The following is a 21,574-nucleotide window of genomic DNA, read 5'->3' on the forward strand; positions in this document are numbered from 1 at the left end:
TGTGCGATTTATGCGGCGGGCCGTGTCCCCTCCCAGGCGGCCTGCAGCAAGTCCCGGATATCAGCCTCGTCGAAGGGCCGGGGATTGTCGTACGAGTTCTTCAGCGCGATGGACGCGGCGCGGTCGAGATCGGCCTCTCTCAGCCCCAGATCAGCCAGTCGCAGGGGCGCGCCGCTGCGCCGCGCCAGATCCCACAGCCCGCCGCCTACCGATCCGCCGAATAACTCGGCGACAGGGTCAAGCAGTTCGGTTCCGCCCGCGTTGAAGCCCGCGCTATGCGGCAACAGGATCGCATGCGTTTCTGCATGGGGCATATCGAACGATCCGCCCAGCACATGCGCCAGCTTGTGATGCAGCGACATCGACACGCTTCCAAGCACCGTGGAACACAGCCACGCCGCATAGAGCAGCCGCGCCCGAAGGTCCGGATCCTTCGGCTGGTCGCGCAGCTTCGGCAGCGCATCGCAAAACGCGGCCAGTGCCTCTAGGGACATCAGGCTCGTGATCGGATTGGCGTCCGGCGCGTAAAGCCCCTCCACCGCATGCGCCGCGGCGTTGAGGGCGGAAGTCACCGACAGATTAACCGGAAGGCTCAGCGTGAGATCGACATCGTAGACAACCGCATCGGGCCGGATAGACGCGTCCCGCCGGGTGGTCTTCTCTCCGTTCTCGGTTTCGCCCAGAATATCCGTCATTTCCGAGCCCGCATAGGTCGTCGGCACGGCGACATGCCCGCACCCCACGCGGCTGGCGATGGCCTTTCCAAGGCCCACGGTCGATCCGCCACCCAGCGAAACGACACAATCCGCGTCCCTGCCTTTGACATCCTCCAGCGCACGCGCCGTCACCGCCACCGGGGTGTGCATCTGGGCCTGCGCGAAGGTGCCGACCGCGAGGCCCCCAAGCTCGTCCGCCAGCGCCTGCCCCGCTTCGGCCTGACCGTCCGTCGTGAGGACCAGCGCACGCGCGTGCCCGAGCCGCACGATCTCGTCGCCGACCTGCGAAAGCGTCCCACTGCCGAAGACCACCCGGGTCGGGATACCGGGAAAAGTGAAATCGGAAAGACGCACGCTCATGGCGCCGGCCCGAACACCGGCCGACCCTCGCAGAGCGAGACAAGCATCCTGTCGATCTCGGCGATCTCGCCCGCTGATATTTCGTGCGGTCGGCCCGGGAAAACGTCGCTCCTCACCCGCGCGCCCATCGCCACGAACCCCGCAACGGCTTTGTCGAACGCCCAGGGCGGGATCCACGGATCGGTGTTCCCGTTCGCGCAATAGATCGGCATCCCGTCGAGCTGCGCCGTCGGAAGCGCATCGCTCACAGCCCCGACCCGGCAGCCCGTCAGCATCGCCGCCATATCCGCCCTGTCCCCGCGCATCAGATACTCGGCCACGAGGCACGCCCCTTGCGAGAACCCGATCAAAACCAGCGGCACACCGGCACATTCCGATCGCGCGACCGCCACCGCCTCGGCAACGCGGCCCAGCGCATCGCTCAGCTGCGTCTCGGTTTCAGGCGTCGGCGGGTCGACCGCCTTCGCATCATACCAGCTTTGTCCCGGTGCATCGGGTAGCACATAGCGCACGGACTCCGCCGATAATCGCGAGAGGAGCGCTTCGCGCATGTACGCAGGCTCCTGACCCCGGCCGTGCAGCACCACGGCGACTGCCCGGGCCCGATCGGCCTGGGCTCCCGATGTCATTGGATTGGCCACCGCAGTCAGGCGTCCTGGAAGCTGGCCGGCTCCAGCCCCTCGATCAGTTCCTGCTTGCGGCCCTCGAACCAGGGCGGGAACACCAGCGTCTGGCCGATCGCGTCGGCAGGTTCGTCCCGCGCCCAGCCCTCGGGCACGGTCCACGCCAGTTCGAACAACGCGCCGCCGGGGCTGCGCACGTAGCAGGACTTGAAATACATCCGGTCCTTCTGCTCGGAGATGTCGGTGAACCCCAGCCCCTCGATATGGGCGCGCAGGTTCATCTGGTTCTCCTCATCGCCAGTGTTCAGCGCGAAGTGGTGGATCGTCCCGCCAGAAAGCGTCCATGTCCCTTGGGCTTCGTCGCGGATCTCGGTCACCTCGACAACGCTGGTGGGCCCGTTCGCGTTGGGCACCTCGTAGGCCATTCCGTTCTCGTCATCGGCCATCTTCTTCAACGGCAGCGCGATGGTCAGGAAATCGTCCATCGCTGTGCGATCCGTCACGGCCACGACCCCGCCATAGATCCCCTTGATCGCGTGGTCGGCGCCGACACCGGCCTCCTCGTTCACGATGGGCTGGCGGTCATCGCTCGGGTTCTCGACCAGCTGCAACTCGATCCCCGACGGATGCCGGAAATCGACGCGGTCGATCCCGAAGCGGTTGCTTCGCGTCGCCTCGATCCCGTGCTCGCCCAGACGGTTGACCCAGAACTCGGACGCACCCACCGGGATCGCCTGCTGGACGATCTTGGACTGGTTCGTACCGCGCCGCCCGTAGACGCCCGGCTTGCGGAACGGGAAGGTCGTGATGATCGTCGACTCGTCCCCCCCCTTCGAGCCGTAATACAAGTGATATACCGGTATGGTGCCGTCGAAGAGGACCGTCCGCTTTATCGAGTAAAGCGCCAGGGTCTTTGTGAAAAAATCATAGTCCTCCTGAGCGCCGTCGGTGCTCATCGTCAGATGATGGAACCCCTTGATCTGGTCCATGCTCGCCTCCCTCCCGTTCCGTTCGATCTCCGGCACGGGTTGCGCGCACAGAACCTGCGCGGCGCAACCAATGTCCTCCCGCCACCGACGTTATGGGAACCCGGCAAAAGAACTATCATTATTTCGCCCATCAATATAGCAAATCGCTATGAAGCTGGAGGAGAAGCACCTCGCCCAACTTGCCGCCGTCGTCGACGCGGGCGGCGTCACGGCCGGGGCGGCCCGGTTGGGCCTGTCGCAACCGGCGGTCTCGCGCACGCTCTCGGCGCTGGAGATACGCGTGGGCGAGCCGCTTTTTCGACCGGGCCGCCGTCCACTGGAGCCGACCCTGATCGGCGCGCAACTTGCGCATCATGGCCGCGTCATCCTCGAAGCCTCCCGCCAGGCGTCAGAGACCGTGGCCAAGTTCCGCGCCGGCTCGGTCGGAACGATCCGCATCGCGGGCGTGCCGTTCTTCATGGACGCCTTCATCAGCGTCATGATCGGCGAATTCTAACGGCTGGAACCCGAGATCCGCATCGAACAGGGCTACGGCAACCTTCATGATCTCGAGAAGGGCATCGCCTCGAACCAGCTCGACCTCGCGATCTGCCCGCTCGGCATCGTGGATGCCGCGCGCGGCTTTCAGTTCACCCCTATCCTAGCCGCCCGCAACATTATCGCCTGCCGGATCGGCCACCCGCTTCTGCGACGAAAGAAACTGTCCACCGACGACCTGCTTGACTTCCCGTGGATCGCCCCCCTGCCCGGCTCTCCGCTGCTGGCGGATCTGCACGCGCTGTTGCTTTCCATCGGCCTGCCCGAGGTGAGCATCCGATACTCGGGCGGCTCGTTGCTGTCGGTCTTCAACTACCTTGAAGAGACCGATGCCCTCACGATCCTGCCCCACTCGGTCGTCTTCGCACACCGCAAGGACCGGCAGATCACGGTCCTTCCGCTACAGATCCCGCAGCCACCACGCTCTCTCGGAATTTTACGCGCCGCCAGTGAAAGCCCGCTCCCGGCGGCGGACAAGCTCGCGAGGCACATCATGCGCAAGTTCGACCTTCTGCGGTTCCTGATCGAGCGGCATCAGACCTCGATTGTCTGGGGCCGCAATGACAACAGGGATTAGCGCGCAGGACGGGTCCGTTTTCCTGGCGCCCGACATGCAGGTCACCCCAGCGCGGCACAGTCGAGGTGTCGACTACGGGCATCTGTACTTCAAGGGCGTGCCCTTCTGTCGATGGAGGGGTATCAGGAACGAACCGGCCACGTCATGACGCCCCCAGATCCCGAAAGGCTTAGGGGGCTTTGAGACCGCGCAGAAGGATTCGAGAGGGAGCACGCAATGAGACTGAAAGACTGCCATAACTTCAGGGACTTTCGCCGCCTCGCCCAGAAGCGCCTGCCCTCTCCGATCTTTGACTATATCGATGGCGCCGCCGATGACGAGACGACCTATGCCCGCAACGCCGCCAGCTTCGGCGAGGTCGACCTGATCCCCAACGTCCTGCGCGGTGTGAAGGACGTGGACCTTTCGGTGACCGTCATGGGGCAGAAACTCGACCTGCCCGTATATTGTTCGCCCACCGCCCTGCAACGCCTGTTCCACCACGACGGAGAACGCGCCGTGGGCGCGGCCGCCGCCAAGTTCGGGACCATGTTCGGTGTGTCGTCCCTGGGTACCGTCAGCCTGGAAGAACTGCGGAAAAAGCATTCGAACCCGCAGGTTTACCAGTTCTACTTTCACAAGGATCGCGGCCTGAACCGCGCCATGATGCAGCGCGCCAAGGAGGCCGGGGTCGAGGTCATGATGCTGACCGTCGACAGCATAACGGGCGGCAACCGCGAGCGCGACAAGCGCACCGGCTTCTCGATCCCCTTCCGCCTCAACGCCAAGGGTCTCAGCCAGTTCGTGCTGAAGCCGGCTTGGGGGATCAATTATGTGCGCCACGAGAAGTTCTCGCTGCCGCAACTGGACGAACACGTGAACATGGGCAGCGGCACCGCCTCGATCGGCCAGTATTTTACCGAGATGCTGGACCCCGCGATGAACTGGGACGACGTTGCCGAGATGGTCGATCTGTGGGGTGGCCCTTTCTGCCTGAAGGGGATCATGTCCGCGGAAGATGCCGTACGCGCGGCCGAGATCGGCTGTGCCGGGGTCGTAATTTCCAACCACGGGGGGCGGCAGCTTGACGGGTCGCGCGCGCCCTTCGATCAACTGGAAGAAATCGTCCAGGCCGCGGGTGACAGGCTGGACGTCATGCTGGATTCCGGCGTCACACGCGGCAGCCATGTGCTCAAGGCCCTGTCCCTCGGGGCAAAGGCCGTCGGGCTTGGCCGCTACTACCTTTTCCCCCTGGCCGCCGCCGGTCAACAGGGGGTGGAACGCGCCATGGGCCTCATGCGGGACGAGTTGATCCGCGACATGCGCCTGATGGGTCGCACGCGGATCGATCAGTTGGACCGGGACAATCTACGCTTTCGTCAGGGTGGCCTGCCGTAGCCCCGTCGCCATTCAGGTTCACGCCGAGAAGCTGCGCAGCGTTCAGGCCAGGATGCATCTGCTGATCCGGTTCGGCGCCACCCCTACCCGGTGACTTTTCGCGCCTGCTCCAGATCCACCTGCCCTCCCGATAAAGCCCGGATCATGGCCCGGGGGGAAGCCTCTTGGCTGGATCCAACGCCCGTTCCACCTTGTTCAGACGGTCCAGATACCGGGTTCCCCAGTCGAAGATGTCGCTATCCTGCACGACCTGAAAGAGGGCCGCGTGGCGGGTCTTCCGTTCCTCGAGCGGCATCTTGAACGCACGTTCAATGGCATCCCCGACTTCCTCGGCATCATGCGGGTTCACGATAAGGGCCTCGGTCATCTGCTCCGCCGCCCCGGCCGAGCGGGACAGGATCAGAACGCCCGGGTTTTCGGGATCCTGCGCGGCCACGAACTCTTTCGCGACAAGGTTCATTCCATCGGCCAGCGGAGTAACGAGGGCGATATCGGCCAGCCGGTAGAGAGGTGCCAAGGTCTCGCGCGGGACACCGCGTTCGATCAGGCGGATCGGCGTCCAGTCAAGCTCGCCGTAGCGGCCATTGAGGTTCCCGACCAGTGCTTCAAGCTCGCGCGCGATGGCCTGATAGGCCGGAACCGTCTCTCGGGACGGCGGCGTAATCTGGATCAGGGTGCCCCGCGGCGAGTCCGGACCACGTTTTTCCAACCATGTTCCGAATCCGCGGAAACGGTGGGGGATGCCCTTCGAGTAATCCAACCGGTCGACGCCGAGGATGAGCTTGGCGTCGGCCCTTATGTGGACCGGATCATGCGTCAGGGGCTTCGCTGCCGTCTCGGCGAAGGTCTTGACGTCGATGCCGATGGGGAAGGACCGAACCTCGAACACCCGGCTGCGGAACTTCATACGGCCATTCATCAACATTTCCCCGGATCGGTGCGCGCGATATCCGTCAAGGCACCGGGCAACGTCCGCCTCCGTCTGAAGGCCGACCAGGTCGAAGGCGGCAAACCAGTGATAAAACGCCTCCCGTTCGGGCAAAGCCTGGATGTCCGGGCCCGTAGGAAACGGGATGTGCAGGAACAATCCGATCCGCGCAGCAACGCCAAGCTTGCGCAGCTCCAGTGCGATGGGCAGAAAATGATAATCGTGGACCCAGATGACGTCCTCGGGGGTGAGGATTTCCGACAGCATCCGGGCGACGCGCGCGTTCACCGCCGCATAGCCCTCGGCATATTTGCGATCCAGCGCGATGAGGTCGGTCCGATGGTGGCAAAGGGGCCAGAGGACCGAGTTCGCGTATCCCAGATAGAAAGTCTCGTGCTCAGACTCGGTCAGGTCGAAGGCCGCCTTGTCGTAACCTTCTCCGCCTTCGAGGGGCCGGAAGGAGTCCGACGGCGTCTGGACGAATTCATCCCCCGATCCGATCCAGAGGCCGCCGCGCTCGGCCAGCAATTCGTGGATGGCGACGACAAGTCCCCCCGCGGGCGGCTTATCCGTCGGGATGCGATTGGACAGAACGATCAGCCGACCCGTCATGACAAATCCTCCGGCGTTTCCAGCCAATTTTTCAACAACGCGTGGACCTCTTCGACCCCGTCCAGACGCATCTGCGCGGACGTTTCCCCTTCGCCCACCTTGATGCCGAAGCCACCGCACGACTCGGCTGCGGCGAACATGTCCTCGTCGGTGCGGTCATCACCAATTGCGACCGGGGTCCTGTCGGTCCAGTCCTTCAGAAGCCCCAAAACCGCTTCTTTCTTCGAGACGTTCTGGGGCATCAGCTCCATGGCCATCTTGGACGGACGCACCGCGAACCCGGGCAGGACCTGAGACAGAGCGGCGAGGATACCGGTGCAATTGCCCTCCTCCTCCGGCGCCTGGCGATAGTGCAGGACGAGGGAAACAGGTTTCTCTTCCAGAAGGACGCCCTCGTGATACCCGACCCAGGCCCGCAGCATGTCACGCGTGGCCAGAAACGCCGCACGGTCGCCATCGGCGGCGATCTCGTGGACACCGCCGATCCGCGATTCCGCACCATGGGATCCGATCAACACGCCCTGGAAACTCGGCATGATCTGTTCCAGCTGATCCAGCCTGCGTCCCGACACGATGGCGACCCGCCCGTTCGTACGGCGATGCAATGCGCCGAGGACATCCTCCATTCCAGAGGCCAACGTGACCCCGTCCGGTCGCGATGCGATATCCACCAGCGTCCCGTCGAAATCGAGAAACAGCGCAGCATGGTCCAAGGCCGGCATCGCTGACGCGTCGTTTTGATGGGTCATGCTACTACGGGTGATGATCCTTCTCCCTTAGGTCACTTTTCTTTCCCACATCCCGTCCGCCGGACTCGTCTCGTGAACGATCACGAGAGTCCGACAGTGGTCAGAGGCCTGCGTTCGGCGTTTGCGATTGGCATTTTCTTCAACGAATTCAGGTCGAGCCGAGTTGAAACACAGGCCTCGGAACGCGCCGCTCCGTCAGCTGGACACGCAGCCGCGTTTCCTGACAACCGAACCAACCGCATAAAACACTCGTCACTTTTCCGGTCTGGTTCGACAACGCCCCACCCGCTGAAAAGTTACGGGTCCAACGGTCGTTTGCCGGACTGTACGATACCGCACGGGTCTGATCTGGATCGCCAAACGGCGGCGGATAAGCCTATGGCTTGCGGCGCATAGCAAGCTTCTCCCCCGCGTCACCTCACGATTGCTTTGACATTCCCGTCCGGAACCGGGGCGAGCGCTTGTCCATTGCCCAACCGACCGATGACGTTCTTGGGCACAGGATGCCGGGCTGGGGGTTCTATCCGTTTCGGGTGTTCATCCGTCCCGCTAGCGAAGGGCGCCAGAGGCCTCATAAGTTCGAAGTGTAAGGAAGTAACCAATGACCGAGTTTGATCCAACCCGCCGCGCACTTATGGCCGGCGCCGCCGTAACGGGTGCTGCTGCTGCCTCTGGCCCGGCGTTCGCCCAGGCCAACCAATCCGGCAGTGACAGCGCGCCCATGACGCGGCAAGCCGCTGATTTCCCCAGACCGCCTTATCCTAGGCAGGAGCAACCCTGGCCCGGCCTCGCGCAGGAAATGGACCCGCGTCCGGATCACGGAGAGGAAAGTTATCAAGGCAGCGGACGGCTCAGCGGCAAGCGCGCGTTGATCACCGGGGGCGACAGCGGGATCGGACGTGCCGCCGCGATCGCCTTCGCGAAAGAGGGCGCTGACGTCGCCATCGCATACCTGCCCGAGGAAGAACCCGATGCCCAGGACGTCAAGCGGGTCGTCGAACGCGAAGGTCGCGCCTTTGCGGCATTTCCCGGGGATCTGCGGGACAAGGGCTATACGACCGGCCTGCCCGAAAAAGTGGTCGAGGAACTCGGCGGTCTCGATATCCTCGTCAATAACGCGGCATATCAGCAATGGGTGCCGGGGCTTGAAGAGCTGTCGGACGAACAATTCGACCAGACGATGAAGACCAATCTCTATGCCATGTTCTGGCTGACCAAGGCGGCCCTGCCGCATCTGAATCCGGGTGCGTCGATCATCAATACTTCGAGCACTGTCGCGGCAAACCCGCCGGAAATCCTCATAGATTATTCGATGACCAAGTCGGCCATCCTGTCTTTCACGGACACGCTGGCCAAGCAGCTTGCGTCGCGCGGGATCCGCGTAAATTCGGTGACACCGGGGCCGATCTGGACACCTCTGCAGGTCGCAGGCGGGCAGAAGATGGAGAACCTCGTCGAATTCGGCTCAAGCACCCCTATTGGCCGTGCCGGCCAGCCGGTGGAACTCGCGCCGCTTTACGTCATGGCCGCGGACCCAGCTCTGAGCTATTCGACCGGTCAGGTCTTCGGGGCCACGGGCGGCAGCCCGCAACCAGCGAGCTGACCCAGCTCGGAACCGGAAGACGGCCGCCGCGCCGTCTTCCGGCCATACGATGCCCGCCGCCGAGCTTGGACGCCCGGTTTATCAGCCGGTGTTTACCGAACAAACCCGCGCCGCATGTTCCACCGCCTCATAGCTGCGCCGCCCCAGCCTTGGATGACCTGGCCTTCCAACGCGCCTTAGCTCGCCGCAGCCGCAGAAAATGGGTGGGCCAGCGTGACACGCCGAGATTTGAATGACAGGCCACCCCGATGCCTTTCGTCGTTCGTGGAGTGGACGCATCGCCCGAAGGACTATGGAATAACTGGCACTTCAGGCCGCAACTTCGGCCGGCAGAGACCGGATCAGGACGTCGAGGAGGGCCTTTTTGCTGAGCGGTTTGGATAGATAGTCGTTCATCCCCATTTCGATATACCGCGCGCGATGTTCGGGCATCGCGTTCGCCGTAAGCGCAATGATCGGGGCAGAAATGCCTTCGTCCCGAAGCCTTCGGAACGCGGTTTCCCCGTCCATCACAGGCATGCGCATGTCCAGAAGGATCACGTCGAAACGTGTCTGCTGGGCAAGCTCGACAGCGATCGCCCCGTTCTCGGCTTCGGTCAGCAAGGCGCCGGTGTCTTTCAGGAAAGATCGCACGATAAAACGATTTGTGCGATTATCTTCGGCAACGAGGATCGACATACCGTCCAGAGCCATGGACGAAACCGTGTTCTGGCGTTCCGGTCGAAGGGCCATGGCAGCCATGGATTTCGCTGGGAAGGTCAGCGTGAATTGCGCCCCATCGCCTTGGCGCGACGTGACCGATAGAGTGCCGCCCATCAGAGTTGCGAGACCGCGCGAAATGGGAAGGCCCAGCCCCGTACCCTTGACTGCAAGCTCGGTCTGGTCCCCGATCTGTGTGAATGCGTCGAACAAGACGTCGATCTCGGCGTCGGACAGGCCTTTTCCGGTATCGCTGACGACCACTTTCACGTTCGCCGATCCGTCCTCCGCAGGATCGAAGGACACCGCAATCCGGACCTCGCCCGAGGGCGTGAACTTTACCGCATTCGACACCAGATTGGCGAGGATCTGGTGCAGCCTCAACCGATCGGCAACGATCGTCGCGGGGAAATCTTCAGGAATGTCGATGACAAGGTCGATCCCCTTCTCCTTCGCCTCTGCGTGGAACAGCCGCACAAGCACGGCGCAGAGCTGTCGCATATCCATCGGTGCAGGATCGAAGGTCATCTTTCCCGCCTCGATCTTGGCGTGATCCAGGATATCGTCGACCATGCTTTTCAGGATCAAGCCGGAAGACAAAAGCGTCTCGGCCAGTTCCGTGTCCTGGGCATTTCGCGCAGCGTCGCGGTTCACCTGTGCAATTCCCAGGATCCCGTTCAAGGGCGTCCGAATTTCGTGGCTCATGGATGCAAGGAACCGGTCTTTTGTCCGGCTCGCAGCCTCGGCCTCGGCAAGGGCCTGCGCCATACCCCGGTGGATGTGGTTCTGATCGATGCCGGTGCATGTCAGGTAGCCCAGACAGAGAAAGCAGAACAGCCCGGAGACCAGAAGGTTCTGTTGGGTCTGGATCGGCGCGACCGCAGTGGAAGGCGCGAGGTCAAGATCTGTGATCAGCGCAATCACCATGACCCCAAGCCCGGTGACAAGCGGGGCAAGGGTCGCCAGACAGACGCCTACGTGATGGGTTCTGATCAGCATGCAATGCATGATGGCCGTCACCATCACCCCCAGCCCCATGACGTAACCGGCACCGGTTCCGCTATACCAGATCACCATTGGAAAACCGGTGAAGATGATCCCCGCGAAAAAGGCGTTGATGACGTAGGCTTGACGCTCCCACATCGCGCGGCCCCGCGAGATCCGGGTATAAAGGGCGTATTGTGAGAGTTCCGTCAGCAGGAACACACCCAGGCTCGCCACGAGCCACTGGAGAGAAACGATCGTCGCGGCCAGCACGGTACAAAGCGACAGCGTGACCGCACGTGGTCCGAAATCATGGTTGAGATGGCGCGCTTGCCGAAGCAGTGCGTCCTGGGTTCGGGCCACGTCTGAGCGGATGGATGCGAACATTCCGCTTACATGCATGCGGAATCATTTACATCCGGTGAATGCCAACACGTCTGTGGGGCCAAGGAAATCAACGGGATAAACGTCCGCCCGCCGGCCCCACCTTGTCGCGACATGGCCCGGTTCGGCCCTCCCACAAATGCGCCGTCTCGCACGCGCCGAATCCATCCAGCCGGGGCGCTTCTATGACGTCGTCCGGCGCGATAACGAAGAACCGGCGCATCAGGAAGACGCCGTACCACGTGACGAGGAACGGCAGCACGAGCGCTGCATAGGTTCCCGGAAGACCTCAGTCGCAGAACTGCGTCAGTCCGATGTCGCCGGTCAGGGGAACGAAGCGAGCAGAAAGAAGATCGGAATGATGAACAGGAGAACGGCAACATCTACGCGCCGATCACCAGGCGGAAGATACCGTCGTGGCCCGCGAACTCGTATTTCGCCAGCGCGTAGCCTGCCATGACCGAGGTGGCGACCTAAAGCGCGGTGATGATCGTGGTCACAACGATCAAGTCGAAAAACCAGCGTCCCATTGGCAACTTGTCAAAGACGCGAGCGTAGACGTTCCATTGGGGGTAGCCGGGGAAGTAGTTGGGCGGCGCGGCGAAGATGTCTTCGCGCCCGCGCAGTGCGCCGGTAAACATGTCCCCGAACGGTAGCAGCATCAGGACTGCCACGAAAGCCAGCGCGAGATATTGCAGGACGCGATCCCGTCGCCCGTTCCCGAAGCAGGCGGAACTGGAGCACGGCGATGACCGCTATGATCGTGAACAGGATCATCGCCGCCGCCGAGGCCCATCGCGCGTCCCGCATGAGGCGCCGGAAGCGGATGGATAACGGCGCAAAGGTTCGATAACGCTGTTTCATGGTGCGGGGCTTTCTCCTTCTAATCTGTCTCCTGGCCGCCCTGGGCGCCCCTGTGTTCGCGCAAGATGACGGGCCGGTGCCCAGTACCCTGTCCGTCGCGAATGCGCCGTCGGACGCGGCAATAGCCAACCGCCTGAGAGCCATACTGGCCGCGCTGGATCGTTCCGAAATTGCGGTGGCCGTTCAGGCAGGCGTCGTCACCCTGGACGGCGACATCGCGGATCCTTCGGTGAGCGCGGAGGTCGTCGGCATTGCCGAACGCATCGAAGGCGTCGTCGCCGTCAGGAACCAGCTTGCGGCGCTGGACGACCTGTCCCAACAGATCGACCCGGCATTCCAGCGGTTCCGCGCCAGGGCCGATCAGTTCCTCGCGCGTCTTCCCTTGTTCTTTCTCGCCGCCGTGATCTTCATGGCGATCGTCGCCTTGGGCGTTCTTCTGTCGCGGCGCCAATTCTGGGATCGACTGGCGCCGAACGCATTCATCGCGGGGATCTATCGCCAGGCCTTCCGGGCCGCCTGCGTGATCGCCGGTATCGTGGTCGCCCTCGATCTTCTGGGCGCGGTCGCCCTTCTCGGGACCATTCTAGGGGCTGCAGGCATCGTCGGGCTGGCGATCGGCTTCGCGGTCCGAGACACGGTCGAGAACTTCGTCTCCTCGATCATGCTCAGCCTGCGCCAGCCGTTCCGTCCCAACGACCTCGTCGAGATCGAAGGCGATCTGGGGCGCGTGATCCGGCTTACCTCCCGGGCAACGATCCTTCTATCGCTGGACGGGAACCACATCCGGATTCCCAACGCCTCGGTCTTCAAGGGGCGCATCGTGAATTACAGCCAGAACCCGGCGCGCCGGTTCACGTTCGACATCGGCATCGACCCCGATGCCGACCTCGAGGCGACCCGGCTGTTGGCGCAGGGCGCCCTCAGGGCAATGCCCTTCGTTCTCGATAAACCCGAGGAACTGGTCTGGATCGAAAACGTCAACGAGTCCGGCGCGATCCTGCGTGTGACAGGCTGGATCGACCAGGAGACGACCGGCTTCTTCTCTGCACGCGGTGACGCCATCCGTCTGGTCAAGGACGCCATCGAAGCGGCCGGCGTGTCGATCCCCGATACGACCTACCGAATTCGCCTCGAAGGCACAAAAGGCATCCCGGCAGTCTCCGAACCACCGAGCCGACCAAAGACCGAGGCCAAACCCCCACCGGCCGAGATTGCCGACCAACCCGCAAGCCAATCCGAGGAACAGGCGCTGATCCCCCTCGTTGCGGCCGAACGCCAGGGTGGGGATGACCTCCTCGAACCGGACGCTCCGCGCGAGTAGCGTCGATTGGCACATGTCCGACGGTACCGGCAAGGCCCGCCCTCGATCATCGGGAATACGGCTCTGAGGATTGAGGGCGCCCGGGGGCGGTTTGCCGGCCACGTCCCAACGATACGGCCGGCAAGTCGGTGGCCGGGCGGAGCTAGCGCCGTGCCGGCATCGTGAAAGCGAAGGTTGTCGAGCCCGAAACCGAGGACTCCAGATCGATCCGCCCGTCATGGGCGCGGGCGATTTCGGACGCGATATACAGTCCCCGGCCAAGCCCCTGAAGGCTCTCCGTGTCGCGCCCGCGCGAGACTGGTTGAAACAGCGAAGCCTTGTCCGCGTCCGCGATCGGCTCGCCCTGGTTGGTCACGGCGACGCGCAGCATTCCGTCCCGGGTCATAGCTTCAAGCCGGATCGGCTTACCCGGCTCGCCATGGGTGACCGCGTTGCCCAGAAGGTTCGACAGAAGCTGCCCGAGCCACATTGGATCGGCGCGGATCTGCTGCGGCAGGTCGATCATGCATTCGATGGGCTGCGTCGAGAACTGCGAGATCTCGTTCGCGACGCCGCGAAAGACCGGGTCAAGGTCGACCGGACGCGGAGCCACTATCTCGATCCCGCCGCCCAACCGACCGCGGGCGAAATCCATCAGGTTAGTGATGATCTGGTTCGCCCGCGTGAGCGAGCGTTGCATCTCGGGGATCAGGATAGCTGCGCGTCGGGCGTCAGTGCCGTCCTGCGACAGCATCCGCAAGCCGGCCGAGACTGCGCCGATCGGATTTCTCAGATCGTGCCCCACGACCGCGATGAACTCCTCCCTCAGGCGGGCGGTATCACGTTCGGTTGCGAGAGCCGCTTGGCCTGCTTCCAGCTCTTCATTCCGGTCCAGCTCGAGCGCGATGAGCTGGGCGAAAAGCCGGAAGGTGGTGTGCGTCTCCGGTGTGATCGTCCGCGGTTCCGGGTCGATGGCGCAGAGCGTGCCCCAAAAGCTGCCGTCGGTTCGGAAGATCGGGACAGAGATCTAGCTTTTGAACCCATAGCGGCGCGGGGTGTCGTGGTCCTTGTAGACCTCGCTCGCGTCGACATCCGGGATCGTGATGGCATCGCGGCAGGTGCGCACCTCCTGGCAAATGGTCGACCGGACCTCCAGCTCGTCCCCGGGCAGCAGGCCGAAGCTGACATGATCGAGAGAGGCGCAAGTGATCCATCGATCCTCGGTAACGCGGGCGACGGCCGTAAAGCCCATGCCCGTCGCCGCACGACATGCGTCTAGGATCACCGGCACTTCGCGGATCCTGCTGATTTGCCGGATATCCAGTCTATGGGGGTCGTCAGGGGCGAGCATCAAGTTTTCCAGATTTGACGTGCCTGGACAGTAGTCCTCAGTCTTCGGATGCGCAAACCACGCATGCCGTCGGGGCGCAAGCCGTGCCCCGGACCGCCAGCTGGGCCGTCAGGCATGCGTTACCCGACCCGAATACCATGGCTCCAGACGCCGCGCAGAAGCGGCGCCCGGTCGACCCGGCGCAGTCGCAAGACGTCGCCTCGCCGTCCCACCTGCAAGGCGCCACGATCCCCAAGGCCGGCGGCCCGGGCCGGGTTGCTGGTCACCGTCTTGATCGCGCGCGGCAGGTCGCCCCATATTTCCGCCAGGTGGAAGGCCGACAGAAGCAGCGCCGAAGGGACGTAATCCGACGAGACGATGTCCAGAAGGTCCGCCCCTGCCAGCTGTTCCGCCGCGACATTGCCCGAGTGAGAGCCACCGCGGATCAGGTTCGGCGCCCCCATCATCACGGCAATCCCGTGCGCGCGGCAGGCCTCGGCGGCTTCGAGCGTCGTTGGAAACTCGGCAAACCCGACGCCGTTTTCGGCGGACGTCGCGACATGATCGGCCGTGGTGTCGTCGTGGCTGGCAAGGACGGCACCCAGCCGGCCGGACTCGGCGACCGCGCCTTGTTCGTGTTTGCTGCCGAAGCGCCGTTGCAGGCTCAGCAGGTCCTCCACGTGCTCGGCGAACTCCGCGTCATTCATACCGCGTTTCTTCGCGACATAGGATTTCAAGGCAGACAGGTCGCGGAATTGCCGCTGGCCCGGGGTGTGATCCATCAGGCTGACGATGCCGACACTGTCTTCGGGCCCGAACGCCGCAAGCTCCTCCAGCAGGGTTTCCGAGCAGATCTCGGCCCTGAGATGCAGGAAGTGGCTGATCTTCAGAAGACCTGCCGCGCGGGCCGCCAGAAGCTCGTCCGCCAGTTTGCGGGCATAGTCGACATAGCGTCCCTTGCCGCTGTGGATCGAGCCGACGCGCATGGCGTCGAAGACGGTGGTGATCCCGGTCGAGGCCAGTTCGGCATCGTGGGCGATCAGGGCCGGCAGATGGGGCCAATCGACATCGGGGCGCGGTTCGATATGACGCTCGAGGTTGTCGGTGTGCAGCTCCACCAAGCCCGGCAAAACCAGGTCGCCCGCACAATCCACCGCACCGGTCGGTACGTTGTCCCCTTCCTCAATCCCTGAGATCACGCCCCGTTCGATCGTCAGCGCGCCGGTCATGACCCGATCCGGCAGGACCAGTCGCGCATTGGCGAGGCAAAGATCGGCTGACGTATCGCTGTCATGGGCCTTCGCCACAGATGAAACGGGAAAAAGGGAATTCATGTCATACTCTCGATTCGCAATCTATTACGTGCCGCCCGAGGGCCCCTTGGCGGCGTTCGGCCGAACCTGGCTGGGATGGGACGTCGCCCGCGGCTGCGAGGTGCCCCAACCCGATCTGCCCGCCTTGCGCGACATCACCATGACACCGCGCAAGTACGGGTTCCATGGCACTTTGAAGCCGCCCTTCCGCCTGGCGGCTGGTCGAACGGTTGCGGATCTGAAGGCCGCGGCCTCGACGCTTGCCGGGTCGCTGGAACCCGCCGCGTGCACTGGGCTGGACCTGACGGCGATCGGCCGCTTCCTGGCCCTGACGCCGCGCGGCGAGGCGGGGCCGCTGCGACGGCTGGCCGAGGCTTGCGTTCGCGACCTCGACCCGTTTCGCGCTTCGCCCGACCCGGCCGATCTTGCCCGGCGGCGGAACGCCGGCCTGACCGAGCGTCAGGAGGTGTTGCTGACGCGGTGGGGCTATCCATACGTGATGGAGGAATTCCGCTTCCACCTGACCCTCTCGGGACAGTTGCCCGAAGACACCATCTCGGCATGGAAGGAGCTGGCCGGGCGCCATTTGCCGAAGCTGCCCGACCCCTTCGTGGTGGATCAGATCGCCCTGTGCGGCGAGCGTGAGGACGGCCGGTTCGAGCTGATCCATCGCTACACCCTAGCCGGCTGAAGCAAGGCGGTCGCGCGGGCGACCGTCTGGTTCAAGGGACCATCGTTGGACAGGTGGATCACGTCCAGCCCCTGGGGCAAGGGTTTCTCGGCCCGCGCAAGCCGCCGGGCGATTTCCTCCTCGGGCTCACGGCCGCGCGCGATCAGGCGGCGCATCAGGGTTTCGGGCGTAGCCGTGATATTCAGAACGGTCAGTCGCGGGAAGATCTCTGCTGCGTCCGTCAGGGAATGGCGTGAGAAATTCACGAGGCAATCGGCCCCTTCCGCCAACCGTGTCCTCACCGCATCCGGAATCCCGTAATACAGACCGTGCGCGCCCCAGTGCACCGCGAAATCACCGTTCGCGACCATCTCGTCGAACTGGTCCACCGTCACGGCATCGTAGTCTTCGCCGCCCAAATCCGGCGCGCGCGTGATCACCCGTCGCACCACGTTCAGATCGGGGATCGCATCGCGAAGGCCGGCCATGAAGCTGTCCTTGCCGACGCCCGACGGACCGACCACCGCGATGAGGCGCCCGACGGTCATGCGGCTAGTCCGGGCGTGAAGCGGCCCACGTCGATCTCGCGGTCACAGACACGGGCCCGCGCGGCCTCGTCATGGAAGATGCCGATGATCGCGGCCCCGCGCGCCTTGGCATCCTCGATCAGCGACAGCACGACCTCGCGGTTCGCAGCATCAAGGCTGGCGGTGGGTTCGTCCAGCAGCATGGCAGGATAGGCATGGGCAAATCCCCGGGCGATGTTCACGCGCTGCTGTTCGCCGCCCGAGAAGGTGGTGGGCGACAGGGACCAGAGCCGTTCGGGTATGTTCAGGCGCGTCAGCAAGTCCTGCGCACGCGCCTGCGCATCCTCAGCAGACACACCGACCGCACGCAGCGGTTCGGCCACCACGTCCTGCGTCGGCACGCGTGGAACCACCCGCAGGAACTGGCTGACATACCCCAGCACCTCGCGGCGGAGGGCGATGATCTCGCGCGGTTTCGCTTGCACAAGGTTCAGATCGCCGATGCGGATCTCACCCGCCTGCGTCAGGTAATTGCCGTAGATCATCCGCATCAATGTCGACTTGCCCGCCCCTGACGCCCCGGTCAGCGCCACGCATTCGCCCCGGCCGACCGTGAAGGAGACATCGTTGACGACCTCGATCACCGTACTGTCCTGATTGTGCAGGGTGAAGGTCTTGGACACGTTTCTTAACTCGATCATCTCTCACACCTGCAGGACGGAACTGACAAGAAGCTGGCTGTAGGCGTGCTGCGGATCGTCCAGCACTTGGTCGGTCAGCCCGGCCTCGACAACATGGCCCGATTTCATGACCATCAGTCGGTCCGCCAGTAGGCGCACCACTGCCAGGTCGTGGGTGACGATGATCGCCGACAGGCCCATGTCGCGGACCAGCCCGCGCAGCAGGTCCAGCAGCCGCGCCTGGACCGAGACATCCAGACCACCCGTAGGCTCATCCATGAACACCAGCCGCGGGCCGGTCACCAGGTTGCGCGCGATCTGCAGGCGCTGCTGCATCCCCCCCGAGAAGGTCGTGGGCCGGTCGTCCACGCGGGCGGCGTCGATCTCCACACGGTCCAGCCAGTCTGTCGCCTTGTTGCGGATATCCCCGTAGTGACGCGCCCCCACGGCCATCAGCCGCTCGCCCACGTTGCCGCCCGCGCTGACGCCCATGCGCAACCCGTCCCGGGCGTGCTGGTGGACGAAGGCCCAGTCCGTGCGGCCCAGCATCCGGCGCTCGGGCTCGGCCATGGTGACGGTGTCGCGCGGGCCGTCCGCGCGGGTGTCGAAGACCACCTGCCCTGCGTCCGGGGTCAGGTGCCCGGCAAGGCAACTCAGAAGCGTGGACTTGCCCGAGCCGCTTTCGCCGACAATCCCCATGACCTCGCCCGGATAAAGGTCGAACGACACGTCGGCGCAGCCGATATGCGCGCCGTACCGCTTGGTGATGCCCTGAACCGACAGCAACGGGGTCATGCAGCATCCTTTCCGGTATGGCCCGCGGCCTGGCGGGCACTGCAATAGTCGGTGTCGGAACAGACGAACATCCGCCCGCCCGCGTCGTCCACGATCACCTCGTCGAGGTAACTGTCCTCGGCCCCGCACAGGCCGCAGGGGTGATCGGCGCGCGAAGGGTCGAACGGGTGATCCTCGAAATCCAGCGACACGACCTGCGTGTAGGGCGGCAGGGCGTAGATGCGTTGCTCCCGCCCCGCGCCGAACAGCTGGATCGCCGCCATGTCGCCCAGTTTCGGATTGTCGAACTTGGGGATCGGGGACGGGTCCATGACATACCGCCCCTCGACCTTCACCGGGTAGGCGTAAGAGGTGGCGATATGCCCGTGGCGGCTGATGTCCTCGTAGAGCTTCACGTGCATCAGCCCGTATTCCTCGAGGCTGTGCATCTTGCGCGTCTCGCTTTCGCGCGGCTCGAGAAAGCGCAGGGGTTCGGGGATGGGCACCTGATAGACCAGGATCTGCCCTTCGGTCAGGGGCGCCTCGGGGATGCGATGCCGGGTCTGGATCACCGTCGCCTCGGCGGTGGCGGTGGTCGTCTTCACCCCGGCGGTGCGTTCGAAGAACGTACGGATCGACACGGCGTTGGTCGTGTCGTCCGCGCCCTGGTCGATGACCTTGAACCGATCTTCGGGCGTCAGAACCGCGGCCGAGACCTGGATGCCCCCGGTGCCCCAGCCATAAGGCATCGGCATCTCGCGGCTGGCGAAGGGCACCTGGTAGCCGGGGATCGCCAGCCCCTTCAGGATCGCGCGGCGGATCATCCGCTTTGTCTGCTCGTCGAGATAGGCGAAGTTGTAGTCGGTCATTCAGCGGCCTCCTGCACCTGGTGGGCCCCTGCCTCGCGGCGCAGCTTGCGCACCAGTTCAAGCTCGGACTGGAAATCGACGTAATGGGGCAGCTTGATATGCTCGAGGAACCCGGTCGCCTGGATGTTGTCGGCGTGATAAAGGACGAATTCGGCGTCCTGCGCGGGCGCACCCTGATCGTCTTCGCCCAGCTCCTCCCACCGCAGGGCGCGGTCCACCAGCGCCATTGAGATCGCCTTGCGCTCGGTCTGGCCGAAGACCAGCCCGTAACCGCGAGTGAATTGCGGCGGCTCGGTCTTCGAGCCCTTGAACTGGTTCACGGTCTCGCATTCGGTCAGGGTGATCTCTCCGATCTCGACCGCGAAGCCCAGCTCGGGGATCTCCATCTCGACCGGGACAGACCCGATCCGCAGCTCGCCCACGAAGGCGTGGTTGCGGGCGTATCCGCGCTGCGTGGAATAGGCCAGGCCCAGGGTGAACCCCTCGTCCGCGCGCGCCAGGGCCTGCAAGCGCAGGGCGCGGTCGGCGGGCATCTCAAGCGGTTCGCGGGTCAGGTCGGGGGGCGGCGTGTCGTCCTGCGGGGCCTCTTCGATCAGGCCCTCGCGGTTCAGGAACCCGGTCACGTGGGGCACGTCGGCCAGATCCGCGTCGCGCTTAGGCGCGTCGGGCACCTCGCCCTCGGCCGCGAGTTTGAAATCCAGCAGGCGGTGGGTGTAGTCGAAGGTCGGCCCCAGTATCTGCCCGCCCGGCAGGTCCTTGAAGGTGGCCGAGATACGGCGGTCGCAGGCCATCGCCCCGGTATCGACGGGGGTCGACGCGCCGAAGCGGGGCAGCGTGGTGCGATAGGCGCGGATCAGGAAGATCGCCTCGATCAGGTCGCCCCGCGCCTGCTTGATCGCCAGCGCGGCAAGGTCGGGGTCGTACAGCGACCCCTCGGCCATGACGCGATTGACTGCCAGCCCGAGCTGCTGGCGGATCTGCGCGACGTCCAGTTCGGCGACGCCCGGATCGCCCCGACGCTCCTCGGCCAGCCAGGCATGGGCGTTCTCGATCGCTCGCTCTCCGCCTTTCACGGCAACATACATCAGCGAACCTCCGTCGAACGGGGCAGCGCGGCAAGGCGGCTGCCACTTGTGAAGATGAAGTCCAGCCCCAACGGGAACAGCGCGTGGTTGTCCCGGAAGGCCCGCGTCTCAGGCAGCGACAGGGACGCGTTGTCCTTGATGCCGGGGCCGGTCAGCGTGGCGCCCGACGCGGAAAGCTGCGGGACCTCGACGATCATGGTGGCCGACCGGTCGGGATACTGGGCGGTCCCGGTGGGAAAGGCCGACAGGGGCGCCAGCGCCTGCCACGTGCCCAGGGCGAACATGCAATCCGCGGGGCCGCAGAAGGGCGCGCCGGTGTGAAAGGCGATCCAGTCGCGCACCGTGGCGCAATCCGCGTCCCCGGCCAGGTGGACCGGCGTGTCCGTGTCGCACAGCGTCAGCAATACCGCGCCGGTCGCAACCGACAACGACGCGGGCGGTTCCGCGCCGGTTATGTCGTGCAGGCTGCCGGGGCGGGCCATCGCCTCCATCACGCTGCGGAACGCGTGGGCCGACTGGCGTGCGGGATCGGCAAAGCCGCCGGAAAGCGTTTGGGATTGGGGCATCAGTCCTCTCCCCTGACCATGGTGAAGAAATCGACCTTCGTCGCCGCCGCCTTGCCCGCGCGGTCGGCCTTGGCCGCGGCAGCCTCGGCGTGCAGCCTGTCCAGAACCTCGGCCTGCAAGACCCCTGCCCTATCCGTCTGCATCAGCGCGTCGATCAGCGCGGCAGCTTCGGCATCCGCCTTGCGCCGCCCCCGGATATAGGCATGGCCCACCGGGCCGCCCTCCAGGGTAAGGGCGCAGCGGGTGACCGTGACCTCGCCCAGGTTGAACGACGTGCCGGTCCCGCCCGCGCGGGCGCGGACCATGGTGGTGCCGATCTCCGGCGCGCGCAGCCAGGTGAAGGACGGGCGCGCCATCGCGCCGTCCAGCAAGGCGGCCGCGCGCCCCTCCGGGGCCTTGGCAAGAAGCCCCATCCAGGACTTTCGCGGGGCGTTCTGGTCGAAACCGTCTTTCATCTC

23 protein-coding genes are annotated in these 21,574 nt (G+C 64.5%); 6 read left to right on the forward strand and 17 right to left on the reverse strand.

The annotated features are described in order from the left end of the window. Positions 1-8: 8 nt before the first annotated feature. Genes PAA8504_RS09835 through PAA8504_RS09845 form a run of 3 tightly spaced genes read right to left on the reverse strand, consistent with a single transcriptional unit; the run spans position 9 to position 2,688 of the window. Entirely contained in the window at positions 9-1,076 is a 1,068-nt protein-coding gene (locus PAA8504_RS09835; RefSeq protein WP_108893987.1) for a maleylacetate reductase, read from the reverse strand. Further along, entirely contained in the window at positions 1,073-1,705 is a 633-nt protein-coding gene (locus tag PAA8504_RS09840) for an alpha/beta hydrolase (protein ID WP_108893988.1), read from the reverse strand. Before PAA8504_RS09840 ends, PAA8504_RS09835 begins: the two co-directional genes overlap by 4 nt. A gap of 17 nt (positions 1,706-1,722) precedes the next feature. After that, a complete protein-coding gene (locus tag PAA8504_RS09845; RefSeq protein ID WP_108893989.1) occupies positions 1,723-2,688 on the reverse strand; it encodes a VOC family protein in 966 nt (321 codons plus the stop codon). Positions 2,689-2,836: 148 nt separating this feature from the next. On the opposite strand from PAA8504_RS09845, the gene PAA8504_RS22450 reads away from it, so the two are divergent. The 3 genes from PAA8504_RS22450 (at position 2,837) to PAA8504_RS09855 (ending at position 5,179) form a co-directional block, all read left to right on the forward strand. Next, complete coding sequence (locus tag PAA8504_RS22450) at positions 2,837-3,184, forward strand: LysR family transcriptional regulator (RefSeq protein ID WP_245897580.1); 348 nt, start codon at positions 2,837-2,839, stop codon at positions 3,182-3,184. Positions 3,185-3,199: 15 nt separating this feature from the next. Further along, positions 3,200-3,802, forward strand: coding sequence for a LysR substrate-binding domain-containing protein (locus tag PAA8504_RS22455; protein WP_306419528.1), 603 nt, complete (start codon positions 3,200-3,202; stop codon positions 3,800-3,802). Positions 3,803-4,018: 216 nt separating this feature from the next. Continuing rightward, positions 4,019-5,179, forward strand: a complete 1,161-nt coding sequence (locus PAA8504_RS09855) for an alpha-hydroxy acid oxidase (protein WP_108893990.1) — start codon at positions 4,019-4,021, stop codon at positions 5,177-5,179. 142 nt (positions 5,180-5,321) lie between these two features. Here the strand turns inward: PAA8504_RS09855 and PAA8504_RS09860 are convergent, their stop codons facing one another. After that, a complete protein-coding gene (locus PAA8504_RS09860; protein ID WP_108893991.1) occupies positions 5,322-6,719 on the reverse strand; it encodes an alpha,alpha-trehalose-phosphate synthase (UDP-forming) in 1,398 nt (465 codons plus the stop codon). After that, positions 6,716-7,441, reverse strand: a complete 726-nt coding sequence (gene otsB, locus PAA8504_RS09865) for a trehalose-phosphatase (RefSeq protein ID WP_181375752.1) — start codon at positions 7,439-7,441, stop codon at positions 6,716-6,718. Before otsB ends, PAA8504_RS09860 begins: the two co-directional genes overlap by 4 nt. 748 nt (positions 7,442-8,189) lie before the next feature. Between otsB and PAA8504_RS09870 the strand changes: the two genes are divergently transcribed. Further along, on the forward strand, positions 8,190-9,071 hold the full coding sequence (locus tag PAA8504_RS09870; RefSeq protein WP_219928919.1) for an SDR family oxidoreductase: 882 nt from the start codon (positions 8,190-8,192) through the stop codon (positions 9,069-9,071). Between the two features lie 309 nt (positions 9,072-9,380). On the opposite strand, the gene PAA8504_RS09875 is transcribed toward PAA8504_RS09870, so the two are convergent. Together PAA8504_RS09875 and PAA8504_RS09880 are read right to left on the reverse strand one after the other, a co-directional pair. After that, positions 9,381-11,141: an ATP-binding protein gene (locus PAA8504_RS09875; protein WP_181375753.1), complete on the reverse strand. Its 1,761-nt coding sequence runs from the start codon at positions 11,139-11,141 to the stop codon at positions 9,381-9,383. Positions 11,142-11,611: 470 nt separating this feature from the next. Then, entirely contained in the window at positions 11,612-11,800 is a 189-nt protein-coding gene (locus tag PAA8504_RS09880) for an ABC transporter permease family protein (RefSeq protein ID WP_146190477.1), read from the reverse strand. Positions 11,801-12,078: 278 nt separating this feature from the next. Here PAA8504_RS09880 and PAA8504_RS09885 point away from each other — a divergent pair, with 278 nt between their 5' ends. After that, the gene (locus PAA8504_RS09885) at positions 12,079-13,323 is read left to right on the forward strand and encodes a mechanosensitive ion channel family protein (protein ID WP_245897581.1); all 1,245 of its coding nucleotides are present in this window, start codon (positions 12,079-12,081) and stop codon (positions 13,321-13,323) included. A 142-nt stretch (positions 13,324-13,465) separates the two neighbouring features. On the opposite strand, the gene PAA8504_RS22285 is transcribed toward PAA8504_RS09885, so the two are convergent. The 3 genes from PAA8504_RS22285 to PAA8504_RS09895 form a co-directional block, all read right to left on the reverse strand. Further along, complete coding sequence (locus PAA8504_RS22285; RefSeq protein WP_306419529.1) at positions 13,466-14,329, reverse strand: sensor histidine kinase; 864 nt, start codon at positions 14,327-14,329, stop codon at positions 13,466-13,468. Next, the gene (locus PAA8504_RS22290; RefSeq protein ID WP_219928913.1) at positions 14,330-14,653 is read right to left on the reverse strand and encodes a hypothetical protein; all 324 of its coding nucleotides are present in this window, start codon (positions 14,651-14,653) and stop codon (positions 14,330-14,332) included. 119 nt (positions 14,654-14,772) lie between these two features. After that, positions 14,773-15,966 (reverse strand): alpha-D-ribose 1-methylphosphonate 5-triphosphate diphosphatase, encoded by a 1,194-nt coding sequence (locus PAA8504_RS09895; RefSeq protein ID WP_108893997.1) that lies wholly within the window; start codon positions 15,964-15,966, stop codon positions 14,773-14,775. Between PAA8504_RS09895 and PAA8504_RS09900 the strand changes: the two genes are divergently transcribed. Further along, complete coding sequence (locus PAA8504_RS09900) at positions 15,965-16,636, forward strand: DUF1045 domain-containing protein (RefSeq protein WP_108893998.1); 672 nt, start codon at positions 15,965-15,967, stop codon at positions 16,634-16,636. The two genes, PAA8504_RS09895 and PAA8504_RS09900, sit on opposite strands and share 2 nt — an antisense overlap. On the opposite strand, the gene phnN is transcribed toward PAA8504_RS09900, so the two are convergent. From phnN to phnG, 7 genes are read right to left on the reverse strand one after another with little or no spacing between them, the layout of a single operon-like run. After that, positions 16,618-17,163: a phosphonate metabolism protein/1,5-bisphosphokinase (PRPP-forming) PhnN gene (gene phnN, locus PAA8504_RS09905; protein WP_108893999.1), complete on the reverse strand. Its 546-nt coding sequence runs from the start codon at positions 17,161-17,163 to the stop codon at positions 16,618-16,620. The two genes, PAA8504_RS09900 and phnN, sit on opposite strands and share 19 nt — an antisense overlap. Next, on the reverse strand, positions 17,160-17,843 hold the full coding sequence (gene phnL / locus PAA8504_RS09910; protein WP_108894000.1) for a phosphonate C-P lyase system protein PhnL: 684 nt from the start codon (positions 17,841-17,843) through the stop codon (positions 17,160-17,162). Before phnL ends, phnN begins: the two co-directional genes overlap by 4 nt. Before the next feature lie 3 nt (positions 17,844-17,846). Next, the gene (gene phnK / locus PAA8504_RS09915; protein WP_108894001.1) at positions 17,847-18,617 is read right to left on the reverse strand and encodes a phosphonate C-P lyase system protein PhnK; all 771 of its coding nucleotides are present in this window, start codon (positions 18,615-18,617) and stop codon (positions 17,847-17,849) included. Further along, a complete protein-coding gene (locus PAA8504_RS09920; protein WP_108894002.1) occupies positions 18,614-19,465 on the reverse strand; it encodes an alpha-D-ribose 1-methylphosphonate 5-phosphate C-P-lyase PhnJ in 852 nt (283 codons plus the stop codon). The genes phnK and PAA8504_RS09920 overlap by 4 nt, the downstream gene beginning before the upstream one ends. After that, positions 19,462-20,550 (reverse strand): carbon-phosphorus lyase complex subunit, encoded by a 1,089-nt coding sequence (locus PAA8504_RS09925; protein ID WP_108894003.1) that lies wholly within the window; start codon positions 20,548-20,550, stop codon positions 19,462-19,464. The genes PAA8504_RS09920 and PAA8504_RS09925 overlap by 4 nt, the downstream gene beginning before the upstream one ends. Further along, positions 20,550-21,116 (reverse strand): phosphonate C-P lyase system protein PhnH, encoded by a 567-nt coding sequence (phnH, locus tag PAA8504_RS09930; protein WP_108894004.1) that lies wholly within the window; start codon positions 21,114-21,116, stop codon positions 20,550-20,552. The genes PAA8504_RS09925 and phnH overlap by 1 nt, the downstream gene beginning before the upstream one ends. Next, complete coding sequence (phnG, locus tag PAA8504_RS09935; RefSeq protein WP_108894005.1) at positions 21,116-21,571, reverse strand: phosphonate C-P lyase system protein PhnG; 456 nt, start codon at positions 21,569-21,571, stop codon at positions 21,116-21,118. The genes phnH and phnG overlap by 1 nt, the downstream gene beginning before the upstream one ends. Positions 21,572-21,574: the final 3 nt, after the last annotated feature.

It is taken from the genome of Palleronia abyssalis (assembly GCF_900302445.1).
Taxonomy (GTDB): Bacteria; Pseudomonadota; Alphaproteobacteria; order Rhodobacterales; family Rhodobacteraceae; genus Palleronia; species Palleronia abyssalis.